At 39.4% G+C, this 19,721-nt stretch carries 23 protein-coding genes and 1 pseudogene; 18 read left to right on the top strand and 6 right to left on the bottom strand.

Going from position 1 to position 19,721, the window contains the following annotated elements:
- Window positions 1–1,317 carry a UDP-glucose dehydrogenase family protein gene (locus tag FPV17_RS19360; protein ID WP_144560122.1) on the top strand — a complete coding sequence of 439 codons (1,317 nt, stop codon included), beginning with the start codon at window positions 1–3 and terminating at the stop codon, window positions 1,315–1,317.
- An 82-nt stretch (window positions 1,318–1,399) separates the two neighbouring features.
- On the top strand, window positions 1,400–1,543 hold the full coding sequence (locus FPV17_RS22100; RefSeq protein ID WP_160319302.1) for a hypothetical protein: 144 nt from the start codon (window positions 1,400–1,402) through the stop codon (window positions 1,541–1,543).
- Between the two features lie 77 nt (window positions 1,544–1,620).
- Here FPV17_RS22100 and FPV17_RS19355 read toward each other — a convergent pair whose 3' ends face one another.
- Entirely contained in the window at window positions 1,621–1,839 is a 219-nt protein-coding gene (locus tag FPV17_RS19355; RefSeq protein WP_144560120.1) for a helix-turn-helix domain-containing protein, read from the bottom strand.
- A 110-nt stretch (window positions 1,840–1,949) separates the two neighbouring features.
- Here FPV17_RS19355 and FPV17_RS22095 point away from each other — a divergent pair, with 110 nt between their 5' ends.
- The 3 genes from FPV17_RS22095 (at window position 1,950) to FPV17_RS19345 (ending at window position 4,481) form a co-directional block, all read left to right on the top strand.
- On the top strand, window positions 1,950–2,123 hold the full coding sequence (locus tag FPV17_RS22095) for a hypothetical protein (protein ID WP_186370665.1): 174 nt from the start codon (window positions 1,950–1,952) through the stop codon (window positions 2,121–2,123).
- A gap of 286 nt (window positions 2,124–2,409) precedes the next feature.
- Window positions 2,410–3,852, top strand: a complete 1,443-nt coding sequence (locus FPV17_RS19350) for a GAF domain-containing sensor histidine kinase (RefSeq protein ID WP_144560118.1) — start codon at window positions 2,410–2,412, stop codon at window positions 3,850–3,852.
- Window positions 3,849–4,481 carry a response regulator gene (locus tag FPV17_RS19345; protein WP_144560116.1) on the top strand — a complete coding sequence of 211 codons (633 nt, stop codon included), beginning with the start codon at window positions 3,849–3,851 and terminating at the stop codon, window positions 4,479–4,481. The genes FPV17_RS19350 and FPV17_RS19345 overlap by 4 nt, the downstream gene beginning before the upstream one ends.
- Here FPV17_RS19345 and FPV17_RS19340 read toward each other — a convergent pair.
- From FPV17_RS19340 to FPV17_RS19330, 3 genes are read right to left on the bottom strand one after another with little or no spacing between them, the layout of a single operon-like run.
- Entirely contained in the window at window positions 4,462–4,845 is a 384-nt protein-coding gene (locus tag FPV17_RS19340) for a VOC family protein (RefSeq protein WP_038483686.1), read from the bottom strand. The two genes, FPV17_RS19345 and FPV17_RS19340, sit on opposite strands and share 20 nt — an antisense overlap.
- Window positions 4,846–4,860: 15 nt before the next feature.
- Entirely contained in the window at window positions 4,861–5,877 is a 1,017-nt protein-coding gene (locus tag FPV17_RS19335; RefSeq protein WP_144560114.1) for an S-adenosylmethionine:tRNA ribosyltransferase-isomerase, read from the bottom strand.
- The gene (locus FPV17_RS19330) at window positions 5,874–6,590 is read right to left on the bottom strand and encodes an SDR family NAD(P)-dependent oxidoreductase (protein WP_144560112.1); all 717 of its coding nucleotides are present in this window, start codon (window positions 6,588–6,590) and stop codon (window positions 5,874–5,876) included. Before FPV17_RS19330 ends, FPV17_RS19335 begins: the two co-directional genes overlap by 4 nt.
- A gap of 285 nt (window positions 6,591–6,875) precedes the next feature.
- Here FPV17_RS19330 and FPV17_RS19325 point away from each other — a divergent pair, with 285 nt between their 5' ends.
- The 4 genes from FPV17_RS19325 to FPV17_RS19310 all read left to right on the top strand — a co-directional run bounded on the left by FPV17_RS19325 (window position 6,876) and on the right by FPV17_RS19310 (window position 10,308).
- Window positions 6,876–7,238, top strand: a complete 363-nt coding sequence (locus FPV17_RS19325; protein ID WP_052008216.1) for a type II toxin-antitoxin system Phd/YefM family antitoxin — start codon at window positions 6,876–6,878, stop codon at window positions 7,236–7,238.
- On the top strand, window positions 7,238–7,576 hold the full coding sequence (locus FPV17_RS19320) for a type II toxin-antitoxin system RelE family toxin (protein ID WP_038483680.1): 339 nt from the start codon (window positions 7,238–7,240) through the stop codon (window positions 7,574–7,576). Before FPV17_RS19325 ends, FPV17_RS19320 begins: the two co-directional genes overlap by 1 nt.
- A 196-nt stretch (window positions 7,577–7,772) precedes the next feature.
- Entirely contained in the window at window positions 7,773–8,909 is a 1,137-nt protein-coding gene (locus tag FPV17_RS19315) for a glycerate kinase (protein WP_144560110.1), read from the top strand.
- Window positions 8,910–8,955: 46 nt separating this feature from the next.
- Window positions 8,956–10,308: a GntP family permease gene (locus FPV17_RS19310; RefSeq protein WP_144560108.1), complete on the top strand. Its 1,353-nt coding sequence runs from the start codon at window positions 8,956–8,958 to the stop codon at window positions 10,306–10,308.
- Window positions 10,309–10,363: 55 nt separating this feature from the next.
- On the opposite strand, the gene FPV17_RS19305 is transcribed toward FPV17_RS19310, so the two are convergent.
- A complete protein-coding gene (locus FPV17_RS19305; RefSeq protein WP_038483675.1) occupies window positions 10,364–10,786 on the bottom strand; it encodes an Rrf2 family transcriptional regulator in 423 nt (140 codons plus the stop codon).
- 135 nt (window positions 10,787–10,921) lie between these two features.
- Here FPV17_RS19305 and FPV17_RS19300 point away from each other — a divergent pair, with 135 nt between their 5' ends.
- From FPV17_RS19300 to FPV17_RS22090, 9 genes and pseudogenes are all read left to right on the top strand, one after another.
- Entirely contained in the window at window positions 10,922–11,554 is a 633-nt protein-coding gene (locus tag FPV17_RS19300) for an NAD(P)-dependent oxidoreductase (protein WP_144560106.1), read from the top strand.
- Between the two features lie 453 nt (window positions 11,555–12,007).
- Window positions 12,008–13,195, top strand: a pseudogene (locus FPV17_RS19295) (IS256 family transposase).
- A 497-nt stretch (window positions 13,196–13,692) separates the two neighbouring features.
- Window positions 13,693–14,874, top strand: coding sequence for an aminotransferase class V-fold PLP-dependent enzyme (locus tag FPV17_RS19290; protein WP_144560104.1), 1,182 nt, complete (start codon window positions 13,693–13,695; stop codon window positions 14,872–14,874).
- Window positions 14,861–15,529 (top strand): orotidine-5'-phosphate decarboxylase, encoded by a 669-nt coding sequence (pyrF, locus tag FPV17_RS19285; protein ID WP_144560102.1) that lies wholly within the window; start codon window positions 14,861–14,863, stop codon window positions 15,527–15,529. Before FPV17_RS19290 ends, pyrF (FPV17_RS19285) begins: the two co-directional genes overlap by 14 nt.
- Before the next feature lie 142 nt (window positions 15,530–15,671).
- Window positions 15,672–16,109, top strand: a complete 438-nt coding sequence (locus tag FPV17_RS19280) for a hypothetical protein (protein WP_144560100.1) — start codon at window positions 15,672–15,674, stop codon at window positions 16,107–16,109.
- Complete coding sequence (gene tmk, locus FPV17_RS19275; protein WP_144560098.1) at window positions 16,106–16,717, top strand: dTMP kinase; 612 nt, start codon at window positions 16,106–16,108, stop codon at window positions 16,715–16,717. Before FPV17_RS19280 ends, tmk begins: the two co-directional genes overlap by 4 nt.
- Complete coding sequence (locus FPV17_RS19270; protein ID WP_144560096.1) at window positions 16,718–17,362, top strand: hypothetical protein; 645 nt, start codon at window positions 16,718–16,720, stop codon at window positions 17,360–17,362. It begins immediately after the preceding gene.
- A 3-nt stretch (window positions 17,363–17,365) separates the two neighbouring features.
- Entirely contained in the window at window positions 17,366–18,307 is a 942-nt protein-coding gene (gene pyrF, locus FPV17_RS19265) for an orotidine-5'-phosphate decarboxylase (protein WP_144560094.1), read from the top strand.
- Window positions 18,308–18,419: 112 nt separating this feature from the next.
- Complete coding sequence (locus FPV17_RS22090; RefSeq protein WP_186370664.1) at window positions 18,420–18,569, top strand: hypothetical protein; 150 nt, start codon at window positions 18,420–18,422, stop codon at window positions 18,567–18,569.
- Between the two features lie 488 nt (window positions 18,570–19,057).
- Here the strand turns inward: FPV17_RS22090 and FPV17_RS19260 are convergent, their stop codons facing one another.
- Entirely contained in the window at window positions 19,058–19,630 is a 573-nt protein-coding gene (locus FPV17_RS19260) for a CGNR zinc finger domain-containing protein (protein ID WP_246117074.1), read from the bottom strand.
- Window positions 19,631–19,721: the final 91 nt, after the last annotated feature.

Genomic DNA, 19,721 nt, shown 5'->3' with positions numbered 1-19,721 from the left:
ATGAAAATTGCTGTCGTAGGCACAGGCTATGTCGGTCTTGTTACTGGTGTAGCTCTTTCAGAAATTGGTCATTCTGTAACTTGTGTAGATGTTGATAAAAATAAAGTTAATAGCATGCTTAATGGAGTATCGCCTATTTTTGAACCTGGTTTATCCGAGTTAATGGTGAAAAATATTAAAGAAGAGCGCCTCTCATTTACAACAGAACATCAAAAAGCTTTTGAAGGTGCCGATGCTATATATATTGCTGTTGGAACCCCACAAAAGGAAGATGGTACAGCTGATTTAAGATTTATCGAATCCGTAGCAACGAATATAGCAGACCATCTACATAATTATGCTGTTGTTGTTACAAAAAGTACCGTACCTGTTGGCACCAATGACTATATTAAAAGATATATAGAGCAACTTACAGATGTTCCGTTTGATGTTGTTTCTAACCCTGAATTTCTTCGTGAGGGTTCAGCTGTTCAAGATACCTTCCATGGAGATCGTATTGTAATTGGTGCAAATAGTCCAATTGCTGGTGATTTAATTGAAGAGATTAATCAGCCTTTTGGTATTCCTGTTTTCCGTACTGATATTCGTAGTGCTGAGATGATTAAATATGCTTCTAATGCGTTTCTTGCGACAAAGATTAGTTTTGTGAATGAGATAGCGAATCTTTGTGATAAGTTAGATGCAAATATTGATGATGTGGCAAAGGGAATGGGTCAAGATAAGCGGATTGGGGACAAGTTCTTGAATGCTGGTATCGGTTATGGTGGTTCCTGTTTCCCTAAAGACACGAGTGCTTTAGTCCAAATTGCAGGGAATGTTGAGCATGAGTTCACACTGTTAAAAGCGGTTATTGAAGTGAACTATAAGCAACAGCGGTTATTAGTAGACAAAGCTAGAGAGTACTTTGGCTCGTTAAGAGGTAAAACAATTGCGATGCTTGGACTAGCTTTTAAACCAAATACCGATGATATGCGAGAAGCGGCATCTATTGTTCTTGCTCACGAGTTGGTTCTAGCAGGGGCTACCGTTGTTGGGTATGACCCTATTGCGATGGGTAATGCAAAAAAGATACTTCCTGAAGCTGTCAACTATGCAGATAGTGCGTTAGAAGCCATTAAAGATGCAGACACTGCATTTATTGTAACGGAATGGGATGAGATTTGCTCGCTTACGTCAGAGCAGTTTAAAGAAAATTTAAAAGAAGCCGTTATTTTTGATGGTAGAAACTGCTTTGATATTAAAGAAATGAAAAAAGCAAAAGTAGACTATTTTTCAGTGGGAAGACCAATTGTGAAAACTGAAAAAGAGTATGCATAATATCCACCTCGTTGTCTTAAATCTTTAAGGCAACGAGGTGTATTTTATATAATAAATAATAGAAACCGTTGAGGTGAGGGTAATGGACAACCTTTCAAACTTAGATCAACTGACATTACAAAAAATACTGGTAGAAATAACGGAGAAAATAGAAAAAGAAAAAGAGGGCAGCTTAGAGGTTGTAATGAAAGAAATCGTTGAAAAGCTAAAGAGTTATTCAAACTAATAGAGTCATTAGATGTTAAAATGTAGAATCTAAGACACTCTACAAAGGCAAAGAATGTATAACTTGTTTGGTGTTTGTCACCTTCTCTCCCTTTCATCACTTCTCCCCACTAAATAATCTATTGATACCTCATAAAAATCAGCAATCTTAATTAAACCCTCTAAATCAGGAGTGCGTGCGCCACTTGCGTAATGTTGCACAGCTCTTAAACTAATCCCCAGGTATTCTGCTAACTTTTGATAACTTGTTGATGATTCGTTTTTTAAGGATTTTAAGCGTTCTTGAAAATTAGCCATTTGCAAACTCCTTTTGTATTGACATGTACAGTTTGTTCGTATATAGTGAAATTAATCAGTCGCGTACAGATTGTTCATCTATCGTTATTTTTAATGTTGGAGGTCTTCTTATGTCTGCAATTTATTCTCGTCTCGTTTTAGCTGAAATAAAGATGGAGTTGTTGCATCATGCCCATGTGCTTGAAAGCCAGAATATGAACGAATTGCTTCAGCAAGTGTTAGCAACTGTTAAGAAGATTGATGCTATGGATGAAGACATTCAGCAAAACATTACGACCTCGTAAGTATTCATGTCTAATGTACTAAATACTCCGATACCTACTTGTATCTATTAAGCTTTTTGCAAAAATACTCGACGCACCGTTCCGTTCTCTCCATGCAAGGAAGCGCCTATCTATCGTTCTATTGATAGTGTTTTTAGTATACCACCTCACTAAGGCAATATGTACAATGAGTACGTATAATGTGTATTGCTTATTTAACCATGCTTTTTCCCCAACCATTTTACCTCCCACCTCAACCCCTCTCATGCTAAACTAAACGAAAGACACACCATCACAGGAGTCACAAATGAACAGTATCGAGACGTTAAAAGAAATTGCGAAAACGTTAAATGAAGGGGAACGAATCGAAGACATTTTACAGGCCGTGTTAGTCTCTCTTCTTGAAACGACTGGGCTTAAAACGGGCTGGATCTTTCTTGTATCGCCGCAAGGGAAGCAGCGATTGGTGGCGCAAGTAGGGTTGCCACAAGGGTTGATGCATCAGGCGTGCGCGCCTCTTAAAGAGGGTAGCTGTTATTGTGTGAATAAATACAACAACGGGGAGCTTCATGAACCGATTAATATTATGAATTGTAAGCGATTAAAGCTTGCTGTAGAGAACGACTGGGGCGATACAGGGGGCCTGTCTCGGCATGCGACGATCCCGATTAAAGCCGGAAGTGAGTCTCTTGGGTTAATCAATATTGCGTCGCCGTCTATTGATACGTTCTCCCGGAATGAATTGGAATTGTTTGAAACGGTGGCGTATCAAATTGGAGCAACGATTAAGCGGTTGAATGCGTATATTGAGGAACAGAAGCAGACGGCTTTGCTTTCTCAGCTTGGAAAGTATCTCGCCTTTCAACGGGATGTGGCGAATGAGGACGACTATTTGGCAACGGTAGGGGAGACTTTACAGACGTTTTTTGGATGGAAGGGCGTTCGGTTTTTCTACAATGAGTGGTCTACGTTCACTGGGGAAGAAGGGGACGCGAGCAAGACGGTACGCTTGCCGTTTGACCAGCATCTGCTTGAGCTGTGTGTGTATGATGAAGGGTTATCGGCTGGGGTTGAGTCGGTGTTATATGAGGTGCTAACACATATTTCCCTGCAGTTGAAGCAGTTTGAGTTGAATCGGCAGCAGCAACAGCTATGGCGGCGGGAGGAACGGAATCGGCTTGCTCGGGACTTGCATGACAGTGTGAATCAATTGTTATTTTCCTTGATCTTGCATGCGAAAGGGCTAGAGCGGCAGCTAGAGGATGGGGACATGAAAGCGACGGTTGCCCATGTTCATGAGCTCGGCAATCAAGCTCTTGTGGAATTAAAAGAGTTAATTAAACAGCTTCGTCCAGAAGGATTGGAGTCTGGGCTTGCGGCAAAGGTTGAAGCGTATGCGCGTTTGATTGGCTTAGCTGTTGTAGTAGAAGTAGAAGGATTAAAGAAAATCGCTGAACCATTGGAAGTGTGCGTGTGGCGTTTGATACAAGAGGGGTTAAACAACTGCCAGAAGCATGCGAAGACAAAGGATGTAACGGTCCGTCTGTTGTTTGGTAGTGAAGCGGTAACGGTACAGATCGTCGATCAAGGGATCGGGTTTGATCCCGACACTGTGAGAAAAGGAATGGGTTTCGTGAATATAAAGGAACGAGTACAGGAAATGGGCGGTACGGTAACGATTGTGTCTGCGCGGCATCAAGGCACGACCGTGAATATAAGCATACCGCTAGTACAAGGGGATAACGTATGAAGGTGATGATTGTGGACGATCATACGGTTGTCCGAAAAGGGTTAGTGTTTTATTTGAATACCATCGAAGAGATGGAGATTGTCGGTGAGGCAAATGATGGGGAAGAGGCACTCCAGAAGCTGAAAACCGTTCAGCCTGATTTGATTTTAATGGATTTGTTTATGCCGAAATTAAATGGCATGGAAGCGACGAACCAGATAAAAGCTCTCTATCCTCATGTGAAGATCTTAGTGTTGAGCTCCTTTTCTGATAAGGATCATGTGATTCCGGCTTTACAGGCTGGTGCCGATGGTTATCAGTTAAAAGACATCGATCCAGAACAATTAGTGGAAACGATGCGTGCGGTTTTAAACGGTGAAAATAAGCTGCATGATAAAGTAACGAAATTCGTGCTCAACCGGATTGCGACGCCAATGTCTGAGGAAGAGCAGGCCATCGAACTCCTAACAAAGCGAGAGCGGGAAGTGCTTGTGGAGATTGCTTCAGGCTATAGCAATAAAGAAATTGCCGATCGGTTAGGGATTACAGAAAAAACGGTGAAAACTCATCTATCTCATGTGTTTTCCAAGCTGCACGTCAGCGACCGGACACAGGCGGCTTTGTTTGCGGTTAAGCATAGTCTTTTGTAGAGGGGCATTCAATCAGTTCAATTAATTCGTTGTTGATGCCCCGAAAGTATACCGCTTTCCAGCCGTTTTCTAGATGATAGGGGCCTTCTTCTAGCTTTATCTGTTGCCCTTGAAAGCGAACGATGGCGTCTGTGAGGTTGTTTGTTTGAAAAGCAAGATGGATGGAGGAGGCGGATGAATCCTCCTCTTTGTCTTGCCCTGAATCGACGAGTTCGATCAAGGTGTTGCCAATTCGGATAAACGCAAGCTCTTCGCCGTTTAACGCCATGCGTTCGACGAGCGTAGCGTCAAGCAAGCGTTTGTAAAAGGAAAGCGTTGCTTCTAGGTCGTGTACGTTTATGCCAATGTGATGTGTTGTGAACATGGTGTTGCCTCCTTTTTACAGCATGAGGTGGACATCGCCAAATTCATGCCAGAGGTAGTTGTTTTGTAAGGCGTGCTGGTAGCTTGACAATAGTGCGTCATCGGGTAAAAACGCCCGTAATAATTCGAGATGACTGGAGTGTGGTTCGTGTAAGCCGGAAAGCAACCCATCTACGAGCTGTAAGGGCGTTTTTCGTTGAATAAACAAATTGGTGGTATCCTTCCAAGCACCTTGATGTGAATGCTTGTTTTTTGCATACGATTCGACTGCGCGCACCACCGTTGTGCCGACTGCGATGATTCGTCCCCCGCGTGCTTTGGCTTCATGAATCGCTGCAATCGTTTCTGCTGGAATCATATAAGTCTCAGGGTGATGCAAAGGGTCCGGCCATTGGTTGTCTTCGTAGTAACTAATGCCTGCATGCAGCGTAAGGAAGCCCACTTGAATATGGTTCTGTTTTAATTGGTGGATCAGTTTCCACGAAAAGGCTCGCCCAGCTGAAGGCATTTCAATGGAGCCAGGCACAGACGCAAACACCGTTTGATACGCCTCCAGTGACCAAGGGGCGTTAATGTATTCATACCGAATCGGGTCCCCATATTTATGGAGAAAAGACAGAACCGGTTCGTGCAAGCCTTGAAAGGTCACACGCTTTAACGGGGCTTCACTGCCATCACCTTGTACATGCAGCGTCACACCGTCTTGAAGTTGAACCACAGTCTTATCTTTACCAAGAATGAGTGCTTCCCAACTGGTTTCGGTTAGTTGTCGAGCTAATCGAACGGTTACGTTGTCGGTTTCACTTACGAGCTGAGCTGGAATGGTTCGGCTGCGATTGAAGAGAAGCAAATCATTCGGCTGTAAGAGCTCAGTGAGATCGGTTAACGTGTGGTCTTGAATGCGTCCGCTCTTCCGCTCGGTATGAAGGAGCTTCACGTCGGAACGATCGTTTCCACGATGCTCAGCAGGCGTATTGGCGTGAAGATGCGCTGGCAACGAGAATGCCTCATGGAACGAAACAAGATTGGTCATTGCCCTGCCTCCTCTAGGAACGAATCTATGTCAAACCGCTTTCCGTTGACTGTGCCACGATGTTGGATGATGTAATCGAATAGCGGCAACAGCTCTTCTGGTTCTAGTAAAGAATAATCGCAATTGGGAACGGCAATGTCGTGCATGGCAGTATTCATTTCACCAGGATCAACTAAACAAACCTCTGTCTTGGTTTCTGATAGTTCATCTGCCCATGTTTGCATCAATCCTTCCACTGCAAACTTGGATACCCCGTACGCACCCCATTCAGCAAACCCGGTCTGACCAGCAGCAGACGTAATGGAAACGATCAGCCCACGGTCATTTGTTAACATGGTCGCAAGGGTTCGTTTTGTCATAAGAAACGGGTTGAGTACATTCGTGTGGAGCACGTCTTGAAACATGTGTTCATCATAATCAGCTAGTAGCTGTGGTCCTGGACCAAAGATCGACGCATTGTTCAGTAAAATATCAATTGTTCCGAACGTGGCTTCAACGACAGACACAAACCGATCCACATCCTTTGGGTTCGCAACATCAGCACGAACCGCCACGACTTCCGCTCCTAAAGCAATCGCTTCTTCTTTTACCTTCATCAGTTCGTCTTCGTTTCGAGCACAGATTCCTAATCGATACCCTAGTTTCGCATAGTGAAGGGTTAGTGCTTTTCCAAGTCCTCTTGATGCTCCTGTAATCACCATAACGTCTTTCATTTATCTTCACTCCTTTGTGTTGTTGCTTTTAGTGTACGAAAGAAAGAAACGATTGGAATCGTTGATAAGAGGGAGAGCATGCTCATCGATTTGACTGATCAGTGCTCAGACAAAAGTCGTAGAGAGGGGGATTGTTCGATTGGCTGTACTTCTTTTTCTTTTGAGAAGCGAATAAATTCGCATAAAAATACAGTTAATAATACGTATTTTTGTACTGTTTTTTATTCGTATTTTGTGTATAATTTTTACTTAAGAGCATATACTTTATAGAGAGGGAGATTGGTCATGGGAGTTGATTTCTTGAAAGAGCCACCGATCAAGAAGAGTCAAATTATAAAAGCAACGGATGCAAGTAAAAAGTTTGCTGAAGTTAGGAAAAAAGCTGTTTACGAGCCTCAATTTATTTCAGATCACAATGAAATAAAAAGTGTCGTTCTGAACTATGAAGAATACGAGCGTATGTATAGAGAGATAGACGATTTACGTGAAGCTTTATGGGAGCATAAAATTTCTGAGCGAATGGAGAAGTCAGACGAGGGTAAGACAAAACCAATCCCTTTTACGTCACATATGAGCAAAAAAGAGCGTGAAGAGTTTAATAAAGGCAACGAATATGATGCTCTGACTGACAAGGATCTCTTCGAATAATGTCGCAGCAAAAAAGATTTAACGTTGTTTTTATCGATGAAGAAGCAGAAAAAGAGTATAGAAAGTTAGATGGTTCTACGAAGAAATTAATTGCAACGGGTATTAGAAGGCTTGAAGAAAGAGCAGATGAAATAGGCAAACCGTTAACGGGCAAATTGATTGGTTGTAAGGAATTAAAATACCGAAGAGATGGGATAAGAGTTGTTTTTAGAATAAAAGAGAACGAATTGGGTGAAATGACGGTTCAATTGATAAACGTTGAATTAATCGCAATAGGCACAAGAAGCGATGGTAAAGTTTTTGATAGTGCTAGTGAAAGATTAAAGTCAAATAAGTAAGTTACAGCTAAACACGTATTCGAGCGAGAGGGCTTTTTGAGCTTAACTCGCTCTTTGTATTGTTTGTGGCCCCATTGTCAGATGTGTACAATAAAACTATAATTTTTCCGTTATTTTTTGTGCATTTCGCACGATGTAAAACGTGTATATTCAGATTATAATCATCTTTATAAGAATGACGTAAGGTGGTTACAACATGAAAATCGTGATTGCGCCAGATTCGTTTAAAGGCAGTTTATCGGCTGTTGACGTAGCGGCTGTCATGAAGCAGGCCATATCGAAAGCGCTTCCAAATGCTGAAGTCGTCTCCGTTCCTGTTGCAGATGGTGGGGAAGGCACGATGGATAGCCTCGTTACAGCAACAGAAGGAAAAAAAGTTGAAGTTCAAGTGAAAGGACCGACTCGTAAGGCGGTTACCGCAGAATATGGCGTTCTTGGTGATGGGAAGACGTGTGTAATTGAAATGGCAAGTGCGTCAGGGCTTGTGTTAATTCCGGCTCATGAGCGTAATCCGATGGTGACGACGACTCTAGGGACTGGAGAGCTCATTAAAGCGGCATTGGATGCAGGGTATCGTTCGTTTGTTTTAGCGATTGGTGGAAGTGCCACGAATGATGGCGGCACTGGTATGCTACAAGCACTAGGAATGAAGCTTCTCGATGAGCAAGGCGAATCTGTGGGATACGGTGGAGAAGCGGTTGGTCAGATTACGGCCATTGATGATGCTTTGTTTGACAAGCGTATTCGTGAGTCTACCTTTTTAATTGCATCTGATGTTCAAAATCCGTTCGTTGGTCCGACTGGGGCATCGGCTGTGTTTGGCCCTCAAAAAGGGGCGACTCAAGAAATGGTGGAGGAACTGGATCGTGGGTTAACCACATGGGCGGACTTAATTGAGAAACAGACAGGAATTCGTCTCCATGATCAAGCTGGTGCAGGTGCAGCTGGTGGAATAGGCGGAGCGTTTCAAGCGTTTTTTCCTTCTTCCATGAGAAGAGGCATTGATCTTGTCATCGAGCATACGCATTTAGAAAAGAAGCTTGTAGGCGCTGATCTCGTGTTAACAGGAGAAGGGCAAATTGATGATCAAACCGCTTCTGGAAAGACGCCGATGGGTGTAGCGGAAGCGGCGAAAAAGCAAGGTATTCCGGTTATTGCCATTGCAGGGTCTGTTGGCGAAGGAATTGAAGAGCTGTATCAATACGGGATCACAAGTGTATTCAGTATTGTGAAAGGACCTATGAATTTAGAGCAAGCAATGGAGGGGTGCAGTGAATATCTAGCACTGACCACTGAACAAGTCGTGCGAACATTTTTTGCGTTTCGAGATTAACGACACATGAGCAGGCGTGAATGCCTGCTCAAAAAGGGGGATGACCATGCTATTTCTTATTATTGCACTTGGTGTTTTACTTATTATTGTCGCTACTTCTAAATTTAAAGTACATCCGTTTTTATCCTTATTACTCGGTACCTTATTTGTTGGTTTTGCGTCAGGTATGTCCTTTGATCTGATTGTTGAAAGCATGAACACAGGCTTTGGGAACTTGATGATGAGTATTGGTCTCGTCATTGTCTTTGGGACAATTATTGGGGTTATTTTAGAAAAGGCTGGTGCGGCTTATCGAATGGCAGAAGTCGTTCTTCGAATCGTTGGACCGAAGCATCCTCAGCTAGCGATGAGCATTATTGGGTTCATTGTATCAATTCCTGTATTTTGTGATTCAGGCTTTATTATTTTAAACAGTTTAAGGAAAGCGCTATCAAAACGAGCGAAGGTGTCAATGGCGTCAATGTCTGTTGCCCTGGCAACAGGTTTATACGCTACACATACCCTTGTTCCTCCTACACCTGGTCCGATTGCCGCGGCTGGGAACATTGGAGCAGACGCCTATTTAGGCACTGTGATCTTTATCGGATTAATCGTAGCGGTTCCTGCTACATTCGTCGGTTATCTCTGGTCCATTAAAGTTGCAACCAAAATTGAAGTGCCAGAAGATGTGACAGCAGCAGGAGAAGAGTTTGATTATGATAAAGTCGTTGCGTCCTTCGGGAAAATGCCTTCGACGTTTTCAGCATTTCTCCCCATCTTACTGCCAATTGTTTTAATTGGCCTTGGCTCTATTATTGCGGTTTTGGGCGTGGAAGGTGGCTTTGCGAACTTCCTTATGTTCTTAGGAAAACCGGTTATTGCTTTATTAATCGGTGTTGTGGCAGCGTTACCACTCTTGCCGGCGTTTAATGAAGAAACCCTAACAGGCTGGATGAGCCAAGCGCTGAAGGATGCTGCACCTATTCTGTTAATAACAGGTGTCGGTGGTTCTTTTGGTACTGTTATCCGAAATTCAGGTGTAGAAGACATCATTCAAAGCTGGGACATTAGCGGTATATTCACAGGAGCCATGTTCTTGCTTGTACCATTCTTACTAGCGGCTGCGTTAAAAACAGCCCAAGGCTCTTCAACCACATCCCTTGTGATTACGTCATCGTTAATTGCACCGATGCTACCGATTATGGGGATCGAAGGGGCGATTCCATTAGCACTTGTCGTAATGGCCGTAGGTGCGGGTGCGATGACCGTCTCTCATGTGAATGATAGTTATTTCTGGGTGGTTGCACAATTTACCGGGATGAAAGTCAATGATGCGTATAAAGCGCAAACAATGGCAACCTTACTACAAGGCATCGTGACCATTATAGTAACGATGATTCTATGGGCCATTCTCGTATAACAAATGAAAGACAGCAGACACGGGTGGTCTGCTGTCTTTTCTTTGGCATCGTCAATCAAGAAGATTTCATATCATGAACAATTGCTTCCATGGTGACAGAAGCCAATTGGTCTTCGAGTGCTTTTTGCGCAGAGTGGAGAACGGGTGTTAACGTTAGTTGAATGTTGTTCCCTACTTCGCAATCAATGGTAGGTGCTTTATGAACAGAGAATAGCTCATTTTCCTTAACCGCATGAACAGCATGATAGACATCTAACAACGTAATCTCACTCAAGTTTTTTGCTAGTTTTGCCCCAGCTACGCCAGGTTTTACATCAATTAAATGAGCTTTCTTTAGCATCCCCATCAGTTTACGGATGAGAGCTGGGTTCGTGTTAACGCTAGCGGCAATGAATTCTGATGTGATTGCCGTTTCTTGGTTGAATTCGAGTAATGCAAGAATATGAACGCCAACAGTGAATCGACTGCTGATGGTCATGGTGTCACCTTCTTTTTCCTTCGCTTTTGCTTCAGTATAGCATAGAAAAAAGGTTGACAAACGAATCGGATGTAACTATTATGATTACAAGTAACTAATTTAATTACAGGTTTACCACTCAAGGAGGAAAAACAGATGAAAATTGGTGTAATCGGAGCAAATGGGAAAGCAGGGCAACTCGTCGTTAAAGAAGCGTTGAATCGAGGGCATGAAGTGATTGGCTTCGTGCGCGATTCGAGTAAGGTCAGTGAGTCGATAGAGGTTAAAGAAATAGATGTGTTCCATTTGTCGGGTGACGATGTGAAGGGATTCGATGCAGTTGTGAGTGCGTATGGTGCATTCGATACCGAATCGTTTGTGCTTGCTGGAGACGCTTTTATAAAAGCTTTTAGCGAAACCGATACGCCGCTTATCATTATTGGTGGGGCAGGAAGTCTTTATGTGGATAAGGAAAAGGGCTTACGCTTACTTGATACGCCTGATTTTCCAGAGGCGTATAAACCTATCGCGAAAGGTGCAGGCCTTATGCTGGAAAAGTTGCTGGAAACGACAAGCTTAACATGGACCTACATGAGTCCAGCGGCATTCTTTGATGCGGAAGGCAAGCGTACAGGTACGTATACAAAAGGAAAAGACCAGCTCATTTTGAATCAAGCCGGTGAAAGCTATATTAGCTATGCTGACTTTGCTATAGCTGTACTGGATGAAATTGAACAGCCACAGCACTGGAATGAACGATTTACCGTTGTAGGAAACAGCTCGGTTTGATCGTCCGATGGAATGGATTTATTCTATCGCGTTTATTTATGTTTATATAAGTGGAGTGATAAGATTAGTAGCTAGTAGGAATTTAGGGACATTAATAAACATATAATGAGAAGTCATTTTTATAATTCTAGACCTCTATGAACACTCCCAAACCAATAAAATGGAAGAATTTATTAGATTTTTTATTAAGGAATACTGTTCATTAATATTGAACATCGTAATGATCCTGTATAGTTATTTTTTAGGGCATAATTAAGATGAAACAGAATAGCTAAAAGGGCGGTTTAAAGCGTATAATTGGAAATATTTTTGTTCCTAAAAAAAATTGGATACAAAAGCTTTTTTTGAGAGCGTAAAATATCTTGTGTAAATGAATAAATGCACGAAAAAAGGAAGCCCTTTTCTAGTAGAATTAAGTCACCACAACCAACCCATAGAAAAGAGGACTTCCCTATGACTGATTTTACTACAGATATTGCTCAAGCTCTAGTTCGTAAAGAAGATTTGAAAGAAGTTTTTCGAATGCACTTAGAAAAAGCAGTCAACACTCTTCTACTTACAGAGTTAACGGCTTTTCTTGACTACGAAAAACACGATCGTAGCGGGTTCGGTTCAGGAAATTCAAGGAATGGTGCGTACTCGCGTACGCTTCGTACAGAATCTGGTGATCTTCACCTTTCCATGCCTAGAGATCGAAATGGCGATTTTCACCAACAAACAGTCGCTCCTTATAAACGATCCAATGATACGCTAGAGTCATTCGTCATCCATATGTATCAAAAAGGGGTAACGACAGGTGAGATTTCCGATCTCCTTGAGCGCATGTACGGCCATCACTACACGCCACAAACCATCTCGAATATGACGAAAACGATGGAAAAACAAGTCGAGGCCTTTAAAACACGAACACTCTCAAAGCGCTATGTTTGCATCTATTTAGATGCGACTTTTATTGCGATTAAACGGAACACCGTTTCAAAAGAAGCCATCTATTTAGCTATTGGTATTCAAGGGGACGGGACGAAAGAAGTGTTGGCATACACCATCGCTCCAACTGAATCCGCTTTGGTCTGGAAAGAGGTCCTAGAGGACCTTCAGAATCGAGGCGTCGAAGACGTGTTGCTTTTTGTATCGGATGGACTTAAAGGAATCGTAAATTCCATTCAAAGCATGTTTCCTTTTTCATCCTATCAAGCGTGTTGCGTCGATCTTTCACGCAACCTAGCGCACAAAGTTCGCGTTTCGGACCGAGCAGAAGTCTGTGATGATTTTAAGCGAGTCTACCGTGCTACCAACAAACAAGAGGGGCAAAGAGCGCTTGATAAGTTTGTGGCAAAATGGAGAAGGGTCTATCCAAGAGCAACGCAATCACTTGAGGAGAACGCTTTTATCCTCACGTTTTACGATTTTCCTCAAGCGATTTGGAGAAGCATTTATTCCACCAATCTCATCGAATCCTTTAACAAACAGATAAAGAAATACAGCAAGCGAAAAGAGCAGTTTCCAAACTAACCGTCCATTGAGCGGTTCCTTGTTAGTCAATTTGAACCCTATAATCAAAAATTTTCTACGCGTTGTCACCTTGGGTTTGATTTAGCAAGAGCTGAGTTGGTAAGCATGTTTAAACGAAGTAATGATTGATTGTCATAGATGAGGGTTTCTATTTACACAAAATTCTTGACGCTCCCCTTTTTTTAAAAAAGTTGACGATATGATTTTTTTTTGTAATAATATAGAAAATTAATTATGATACCTTTAATCCAGTCCTGAGAGACTGACAAGGTCAACGGATGTTTGTCATCCTTTTTGAAGGATAGAATCTATTTATAATTTTCGACATTGTCGCGATTTTTGTAATAGTTGGACATACACAAGAGGCTAATTGTCAGTAAATCTGATAGTTAGCCTCTTTTTGTTGCTGAAGTATAGAAATTGATATGATTGATATTAAAAAATTTAAGTGTGATTTGTGATAATATAAAAAGCGAAAAACGAACAATGGATCTATTTTTATTTTCTTTGTTAGGATATTTAAACTTTTTAAGCTTTTTTTATACTAATATTGACAAACTATTAGTGTTTGTATAATATTTAGCACAAGTTCAAAAAATAGTAAAAATTAAGAAGGGAGTAATAAATTGGTTAATGATCAACTTATATACTTAGATAATGCATCTACCAGTTTTCCAAAGCATCGGTTTGATATTGATAAATTCGTTTTCTCAGAGCCCCAAACATTAAATAGAAGAGGATACAGCAGTAACTATAATTTAGAAAATCTTCTAGAAGAAACGAGAGAATTGTTTAAAAATTTTATTGATTGCGAAGGAAAAGAAAATTTAGTATTTACGTTGAATTCTACACATGCAATTAATATAGGTTTAAGAGGATGCTTAAATAAAGGAGACCATGTAATTACCTCAAAATATGAGCATGCTGCAGTAGCTAGAACTTTAGAGGCTTTAAAAGAAGAAGGGTTAATAACATATTCAACTCTAGATAAAATAGATGACAACTCTACAGCAGAGGAGTTCGCCATTGAATTTACTCGGCTTAAAAAACCAAATACAACAATGTTAATAATGATTCATGGTTCAAATGTTACCGGTAATTTCATTTTCAAGAAAGAATTTGGTCAAATAGCTTCATCCAATGGTGTTAAAGTTTTTTTAGATGCTTCTCAATCTATAGGTAGTACAGCCTTCAGTTTAAAAGAAATGAACGTCGATCTCATGGCTTTTTCTGGTCATAAAGGTTTGCTGGCCTTCACGGGAATAGGAGCTTTATACTTTAAATCAAGTTTAAAGATGCGAATACATCTAAACGGTGGTACAGGTAAAGGTAGTGAAGTTAACTTGGTTTATAGTGACAAAGAAGCTGATTATGAGACCGGCACTCCTAATATTCCAGCGCTGTATTCAATTAATCAATCGATAAAACATATTAATTACATCGGAATAGATAACTATGTTAATCATAAAATGAATATTTACAAGTATTTAGAAGATGAAATATCTGAATTAAAGGAAATAAAAATCTATAAAAATAGTTGTAATGATAGCCTCCCTCTTTTATCTTTTAACATTAGAGGTATGAATCCAGTGCAAGAGACTTCAATTGTTTTAGAGAATGCTTTTAATATAGTGACTAGGGCTGGCCTACATTGTTCACCACGGGCACATAAAACAATAGGGACTTATCCATTTGGTACAGTAAGAGTGAGCCCAGGATACTATAACAGTAAAATGGATATTGATTACTTTGTTAATGCAGTCAAAAAAATAACAAAAGAAATGGGGAGTTTAAATGTTTTTAGATAAACCTAAAAGTCATATTATGCTAGCTCTTGACACCGACACTAAAGAGGATGCTTTTAAAGTACTTGACGATACTTATGATTTAATTGATGCTGTCAAATTTAATTATCCTCTAGTATTAAAAGAAGGAATTTCAATTATCACGGAAATAAAACAAAAATATAAAATTAAATTTGTGGCAGATTTCAAAGTGGCAGACGTATCAGTTACGAATAATAGAATAGTTGAAATTGTAAAAAAATCAGGAGCTGATGCAATCATGGTCCATGGTTTTATTGGATCAGATGCGCTTCAAGAAATAATGGAAGTTGCAAACAATGAAATAGGTGTAATTATTGTAACTGAATTAACAAGTCCGGGTGGGTTAGAATTTACTAGAACTTTTTCTAGTCAATTTGCAGAACTATGTAACTTTACAAATGCCTATGGTATTCAAGCACCCGGAACGCGCCCAGAACAAATTAAAAAGTTTAGAAACATAATTGGTACTGAAAAAATCATTGTTTCTTGTGGTGTTGGAGCCCAAGGTGGAGACTTTGTAGAAACAATAAGAGCAGGTGCTGATTATGCAATCATTGGGCGAACTATATATGAAAGTCAAAATCCTAGACAAGTAGTTATTAATCTAAATCAACAGTTAAAAAGGAATTTAGTTTAATGATTGAGGAAATAAAAATTGAAAATTTTTGTTCTGAATCAAATAAATACACATTAAAGTTATTGCTAGGCAAACAATTTGTTTCAAGTCAAATTCAGAGAATTAAAAAAGATAATGATTTATTGAATTATATCACAGGTTTTTGAGATCTTATGTAATATTCGGTGAAGGAAAATTTACCAGTTTAATTTCACCATTATTAGAAAACAAAGAATTTATTCGTTTGTCTGCTTATAATCGTATGAGATTTAGTGAGAATCGTCATGATGATTCAATAGGATCCCTAGAATCAGGAGATAGTTTTACAGCATATATTTCAGCAAGAGAGTGTTTAGAGAAAGCAGTGGAGTCTTTTTTATGTACTTATGGTGAAACTAATCCTAAACAAAAATGGTTAATCAAGAAAATTAATAATTTAAATAAACTAGAACTTTGTTGGGTGAAGGAATTTCAAAGTTTATACTTTGGTCAATTGTTAAGTTTAGAAAGTGAAGAGTTAGATAAAAAGACGATAGAGATGCTTAAATTAAGTACTCAAATTCGGAATATGACAATTGAAAAGCTGGGTGAATTTGAATGAATGGATTATTAATAGCAGTATGTGGATTAGATGGATCTGGAAAAACAACACAAATTAATTTGTTGAAAGACTGGCTCGAAGGATTAGATCAGAAGGTTATTTTAACAAAACAGCCTACCGATAATTATAGAAATGATACAAGAGTTAGATTGTATCTTGATAATGGTAAATGTATCAGCATGGAAGGCTTAGCTAAATTAGCGGCTGCGGATAGGCATTTACATGTAGAAGAAGTTATAAAACCTAATTTAAATGAAGGGGGAATTGTAATATCAGACAGGTATTTGTATAGTTCTATAGCTTTTTTTGCTGCACGAGGGTTGGAAGTAGAATACATAAAAAAATTAAATAGTGGAGTTAAGACCCCCGATCTAACAATATATTTAGATATTAAACCAGATGAATCATTAGAGAGAGTGATGATGAGAGATGGAGAAAATTTAAAATTTGAAGAGCAAGATGATTCTGTTTTTAAAAAGGTTAGACATTTCTTTATTGAAGAAGCACTACCAAAAGATGCATTAATCTTAGACGCATCAAACAGTAAGGAAATTATCCATGAGGAAATTTGTAGGTCGGTCAAAAAGTTACTTGAAAGAGGTAATTAGATGAATATAAATGAATTTATAAAAGAAGTAAAGGATACTAATTCCTTAAACAGTGGCGTGAATTTAAAAGAATTATTGAAAGTAATTAAGAGTTCAGTGGATAAAAAATCGATATCTCAGTGGTTAAATGAGCTTCTAAAAGAAGATGAGACTAATTTGTCAAACATAGCTTCTTTAATGGAAGTACATCCGTTAGGATTTGAAAAATATGTACTTTGGGACAATAAAGATGTTAGAGCGAGGTTGCATTATTGGAAGGCAAGTAAAAATATGAGTCATAACACCGAGAGAATACATGATCATCGTTTTAACTTTGGGGCAATAATTATTAAAGGATCTTACACTCAAGAAAGATACAATCATACATTTAATCATGATGGTAAAATAAATTTGGAATTGTTGTCTAGAGATGTTTTTCATGAAGGGGATGCATACTTTTTTCCAGCTGGTCAATTCCATAGAATAATTCCTAGCAGTGAAGTAACTGCTTCATTCTTAATTAGAGGTCACTCAATGCTACCTTACTCTAGAGTTGTCGATCCAGACGATCTTACAATTAGTAAACGGTTTGGTTCGGTCTCTAAATTCAAGAAAAATATCGAAAGAATCTCAAATGAATTTCAAGAAATAGCGGGAGATAGATAACCTATGAACTTCTCAGATTTAGTATGTGAAAAAGTTAATGAAAAAAAATCTCACATTGTAGTAGGTTTAGATCCTATGATTAATAGATTACCAAGAGTTATTCTTGATGAAGTAGCTAACGACTTTGGTAAAAATGTATCAGGAGCTTCTGAAGCAATATTGACTTTCAACAAATTAATAATAGATACAATTAAGGATCATGTATCAGCAGTGAAATTACAGATAGCATATTTTGAAATTTATGGTGCAACAGGAATTAAAGTATTCTGGCAAACTGTTCGATATGCTAAAGATAATGGTCTTATAGTAATTGCAGATGCTAAAAGAGGTGATATTGACTCTACTGCGGAAGCGTATGCTAAAGCTTATTTAGGAACAACTGATGAATGGACTCATAATGAAAGTGTCGACGCAATGACAATTAACCCTCTTATGGGAAGTGATAGTATAGATCCGTTTATTAATAACGCAAGCGAAGGAACTAAGGGTGTGTTCACACTAGTTAAAACAAGTAATCAATCTTCAAAAGAAATATTAGATTTAAAAATAAACAAGAAACAATCATTAGCAGACTATTTAGCGGAAATGGTTAACGACTATGCAGATAGCGAACGCAATATTGGCAAAGAAGGATATTCTTCATTCGGAGCTGTTATTGGTGCGACACATCCTGAAGAATTATCTAAGTTCAGAAAAATGATGAAGAAATCAATCTTTTTAGTTCCTGGTTATGGCGTTCAAGGGGGAAAAGGTGAAGATATAGTTGAGGCTTTTAATGATGACGGCTTAGGTGCATTAATAAGTGCGTCAAGGAGTATAATATATTCCTTTAATGAGACTGATAACTATAAAAATATTAGTCTAAATCTAGAAAGATCTGTGATTAATATGAATTATGATATTAACAATTCTTTAAAAATAAATAGAAAACTCCACTTTTGTTAATGTTAATTATGTTTAATTTCCCTCTTCTTTAAACAAGGATCGCTAATTGAGATACAAAAATAAAGAATTTAATCACTAAAACTATCTTGCTGGGATGCCTAAGGATAAAGACATGTATTACATTCTAGGAAGTGCAGATGCTGATCATTCAACGGCTGCCCTTGTTACAGGGAATCCCATCTATGTTCTTTTTGACAAATACGGTGCAACGCCTTACATCCTGGGAGGGAGATTGAAAAAGATGGGGCGTCTAGCGGGTTAACGCTAAATCCTTATCGAGCAGTAAACGAAGTCGTAACGACCCGATCCCGAGTACGTTAACCGAAGCGGAGCAGCAGTTTAAAAAGAATTATGAAGAGGAAGCAGACCCGTTTACCATTGAAATCGCTCATCGTCCAACACCGATTGATCAGGTAAGTGAAGAAGTCCAATTTTTTGAAGAAACGGCGTTAGGTAATAGTGGAGAAGAATGGCGACAGTGGGATGTTAGCATCAATGGACATTCACATGGAGGCCAATGGAAACTTCCGATTGTAGGACCCCTTTACGCGTTTAATCATGGATTCTTCCCTGGAAAAACAACTATTACAGGTGTTCATAAGAAGGATCATCATGTTCAATATGTAAATGGAGGGTTAGGCGTAGGCGGACCATGGTTTGCTCAATTTCGATTGTTTAGTATGCCTAGTATTAGTTTAATTACGTTGGAAAAAGAATGAAAAGGAAATGGACTGAAACATGTCGTTCAGTTCATTTCTTTTTTCGTGCATAAAACTCAGCGGCCTTTTGTCTATTTCCACATAGTTCCATGCTACACCACCGTCGTTTCCCTGACTTCGATGTATCAATAAAGTAAAGCTGGCAGTCATGATGCTCGCAGTTTCGGATTCGGGTAGGCGCTACTTTGTCCACCGTTGAAAGGATCGATTCAACGATTTTATACGTGAGATGGTGTGGAAGGGTCGTTCCTTCGTATAGGAGCGATATCTTCTCACCTAGTGAAAGGTCGAGCTGTACGTCTTTTACATACTCCTTCATTAATTTTTTTGAAGAAGAAGACAGACTGCCCTTCTCCAGTAAATCAGTTAAGATCGTCGTGCAGAGTGTGCGGAGCGACGTTAGGTGTTGAATAAGAAAATCATCTTCTGCGTTTGTTTGATGTTGGAAAGAGTCATGTGTACGCAATAATGCATTTTCAATGAGCCATTCACGTGTTGCATCTACGTCATCAAGTGTATCGACTGTTTGTTTATCAGACGTATAAACCGTATTAATTAGATTCATCCATGGTGCTCCACCTAAAGAGAAGAGTAGTTTTTGCATGTTTTTCACCTCTTCTAGAGTATAACCGTTAAAAATTGTGTTTACAAGTTATAAAAACATCTGTATTATAACTGGTATAAATTAATTTTAA

Source organism: Shouchella miscanthi (assembly GCF_007725405.1).
Taxonomy (GTDB): domain Bacteria; phylum Bacillota; class Bacilli; order Bacillales; family Bacillaceae_D; genus Shouchella; species Shouchella hunanensis.
The sequence above is the reverse complement of the archived record's forward strand: the minus strand, read 5'-3'. Positions and strand labels throughout refer to the sequence as shown.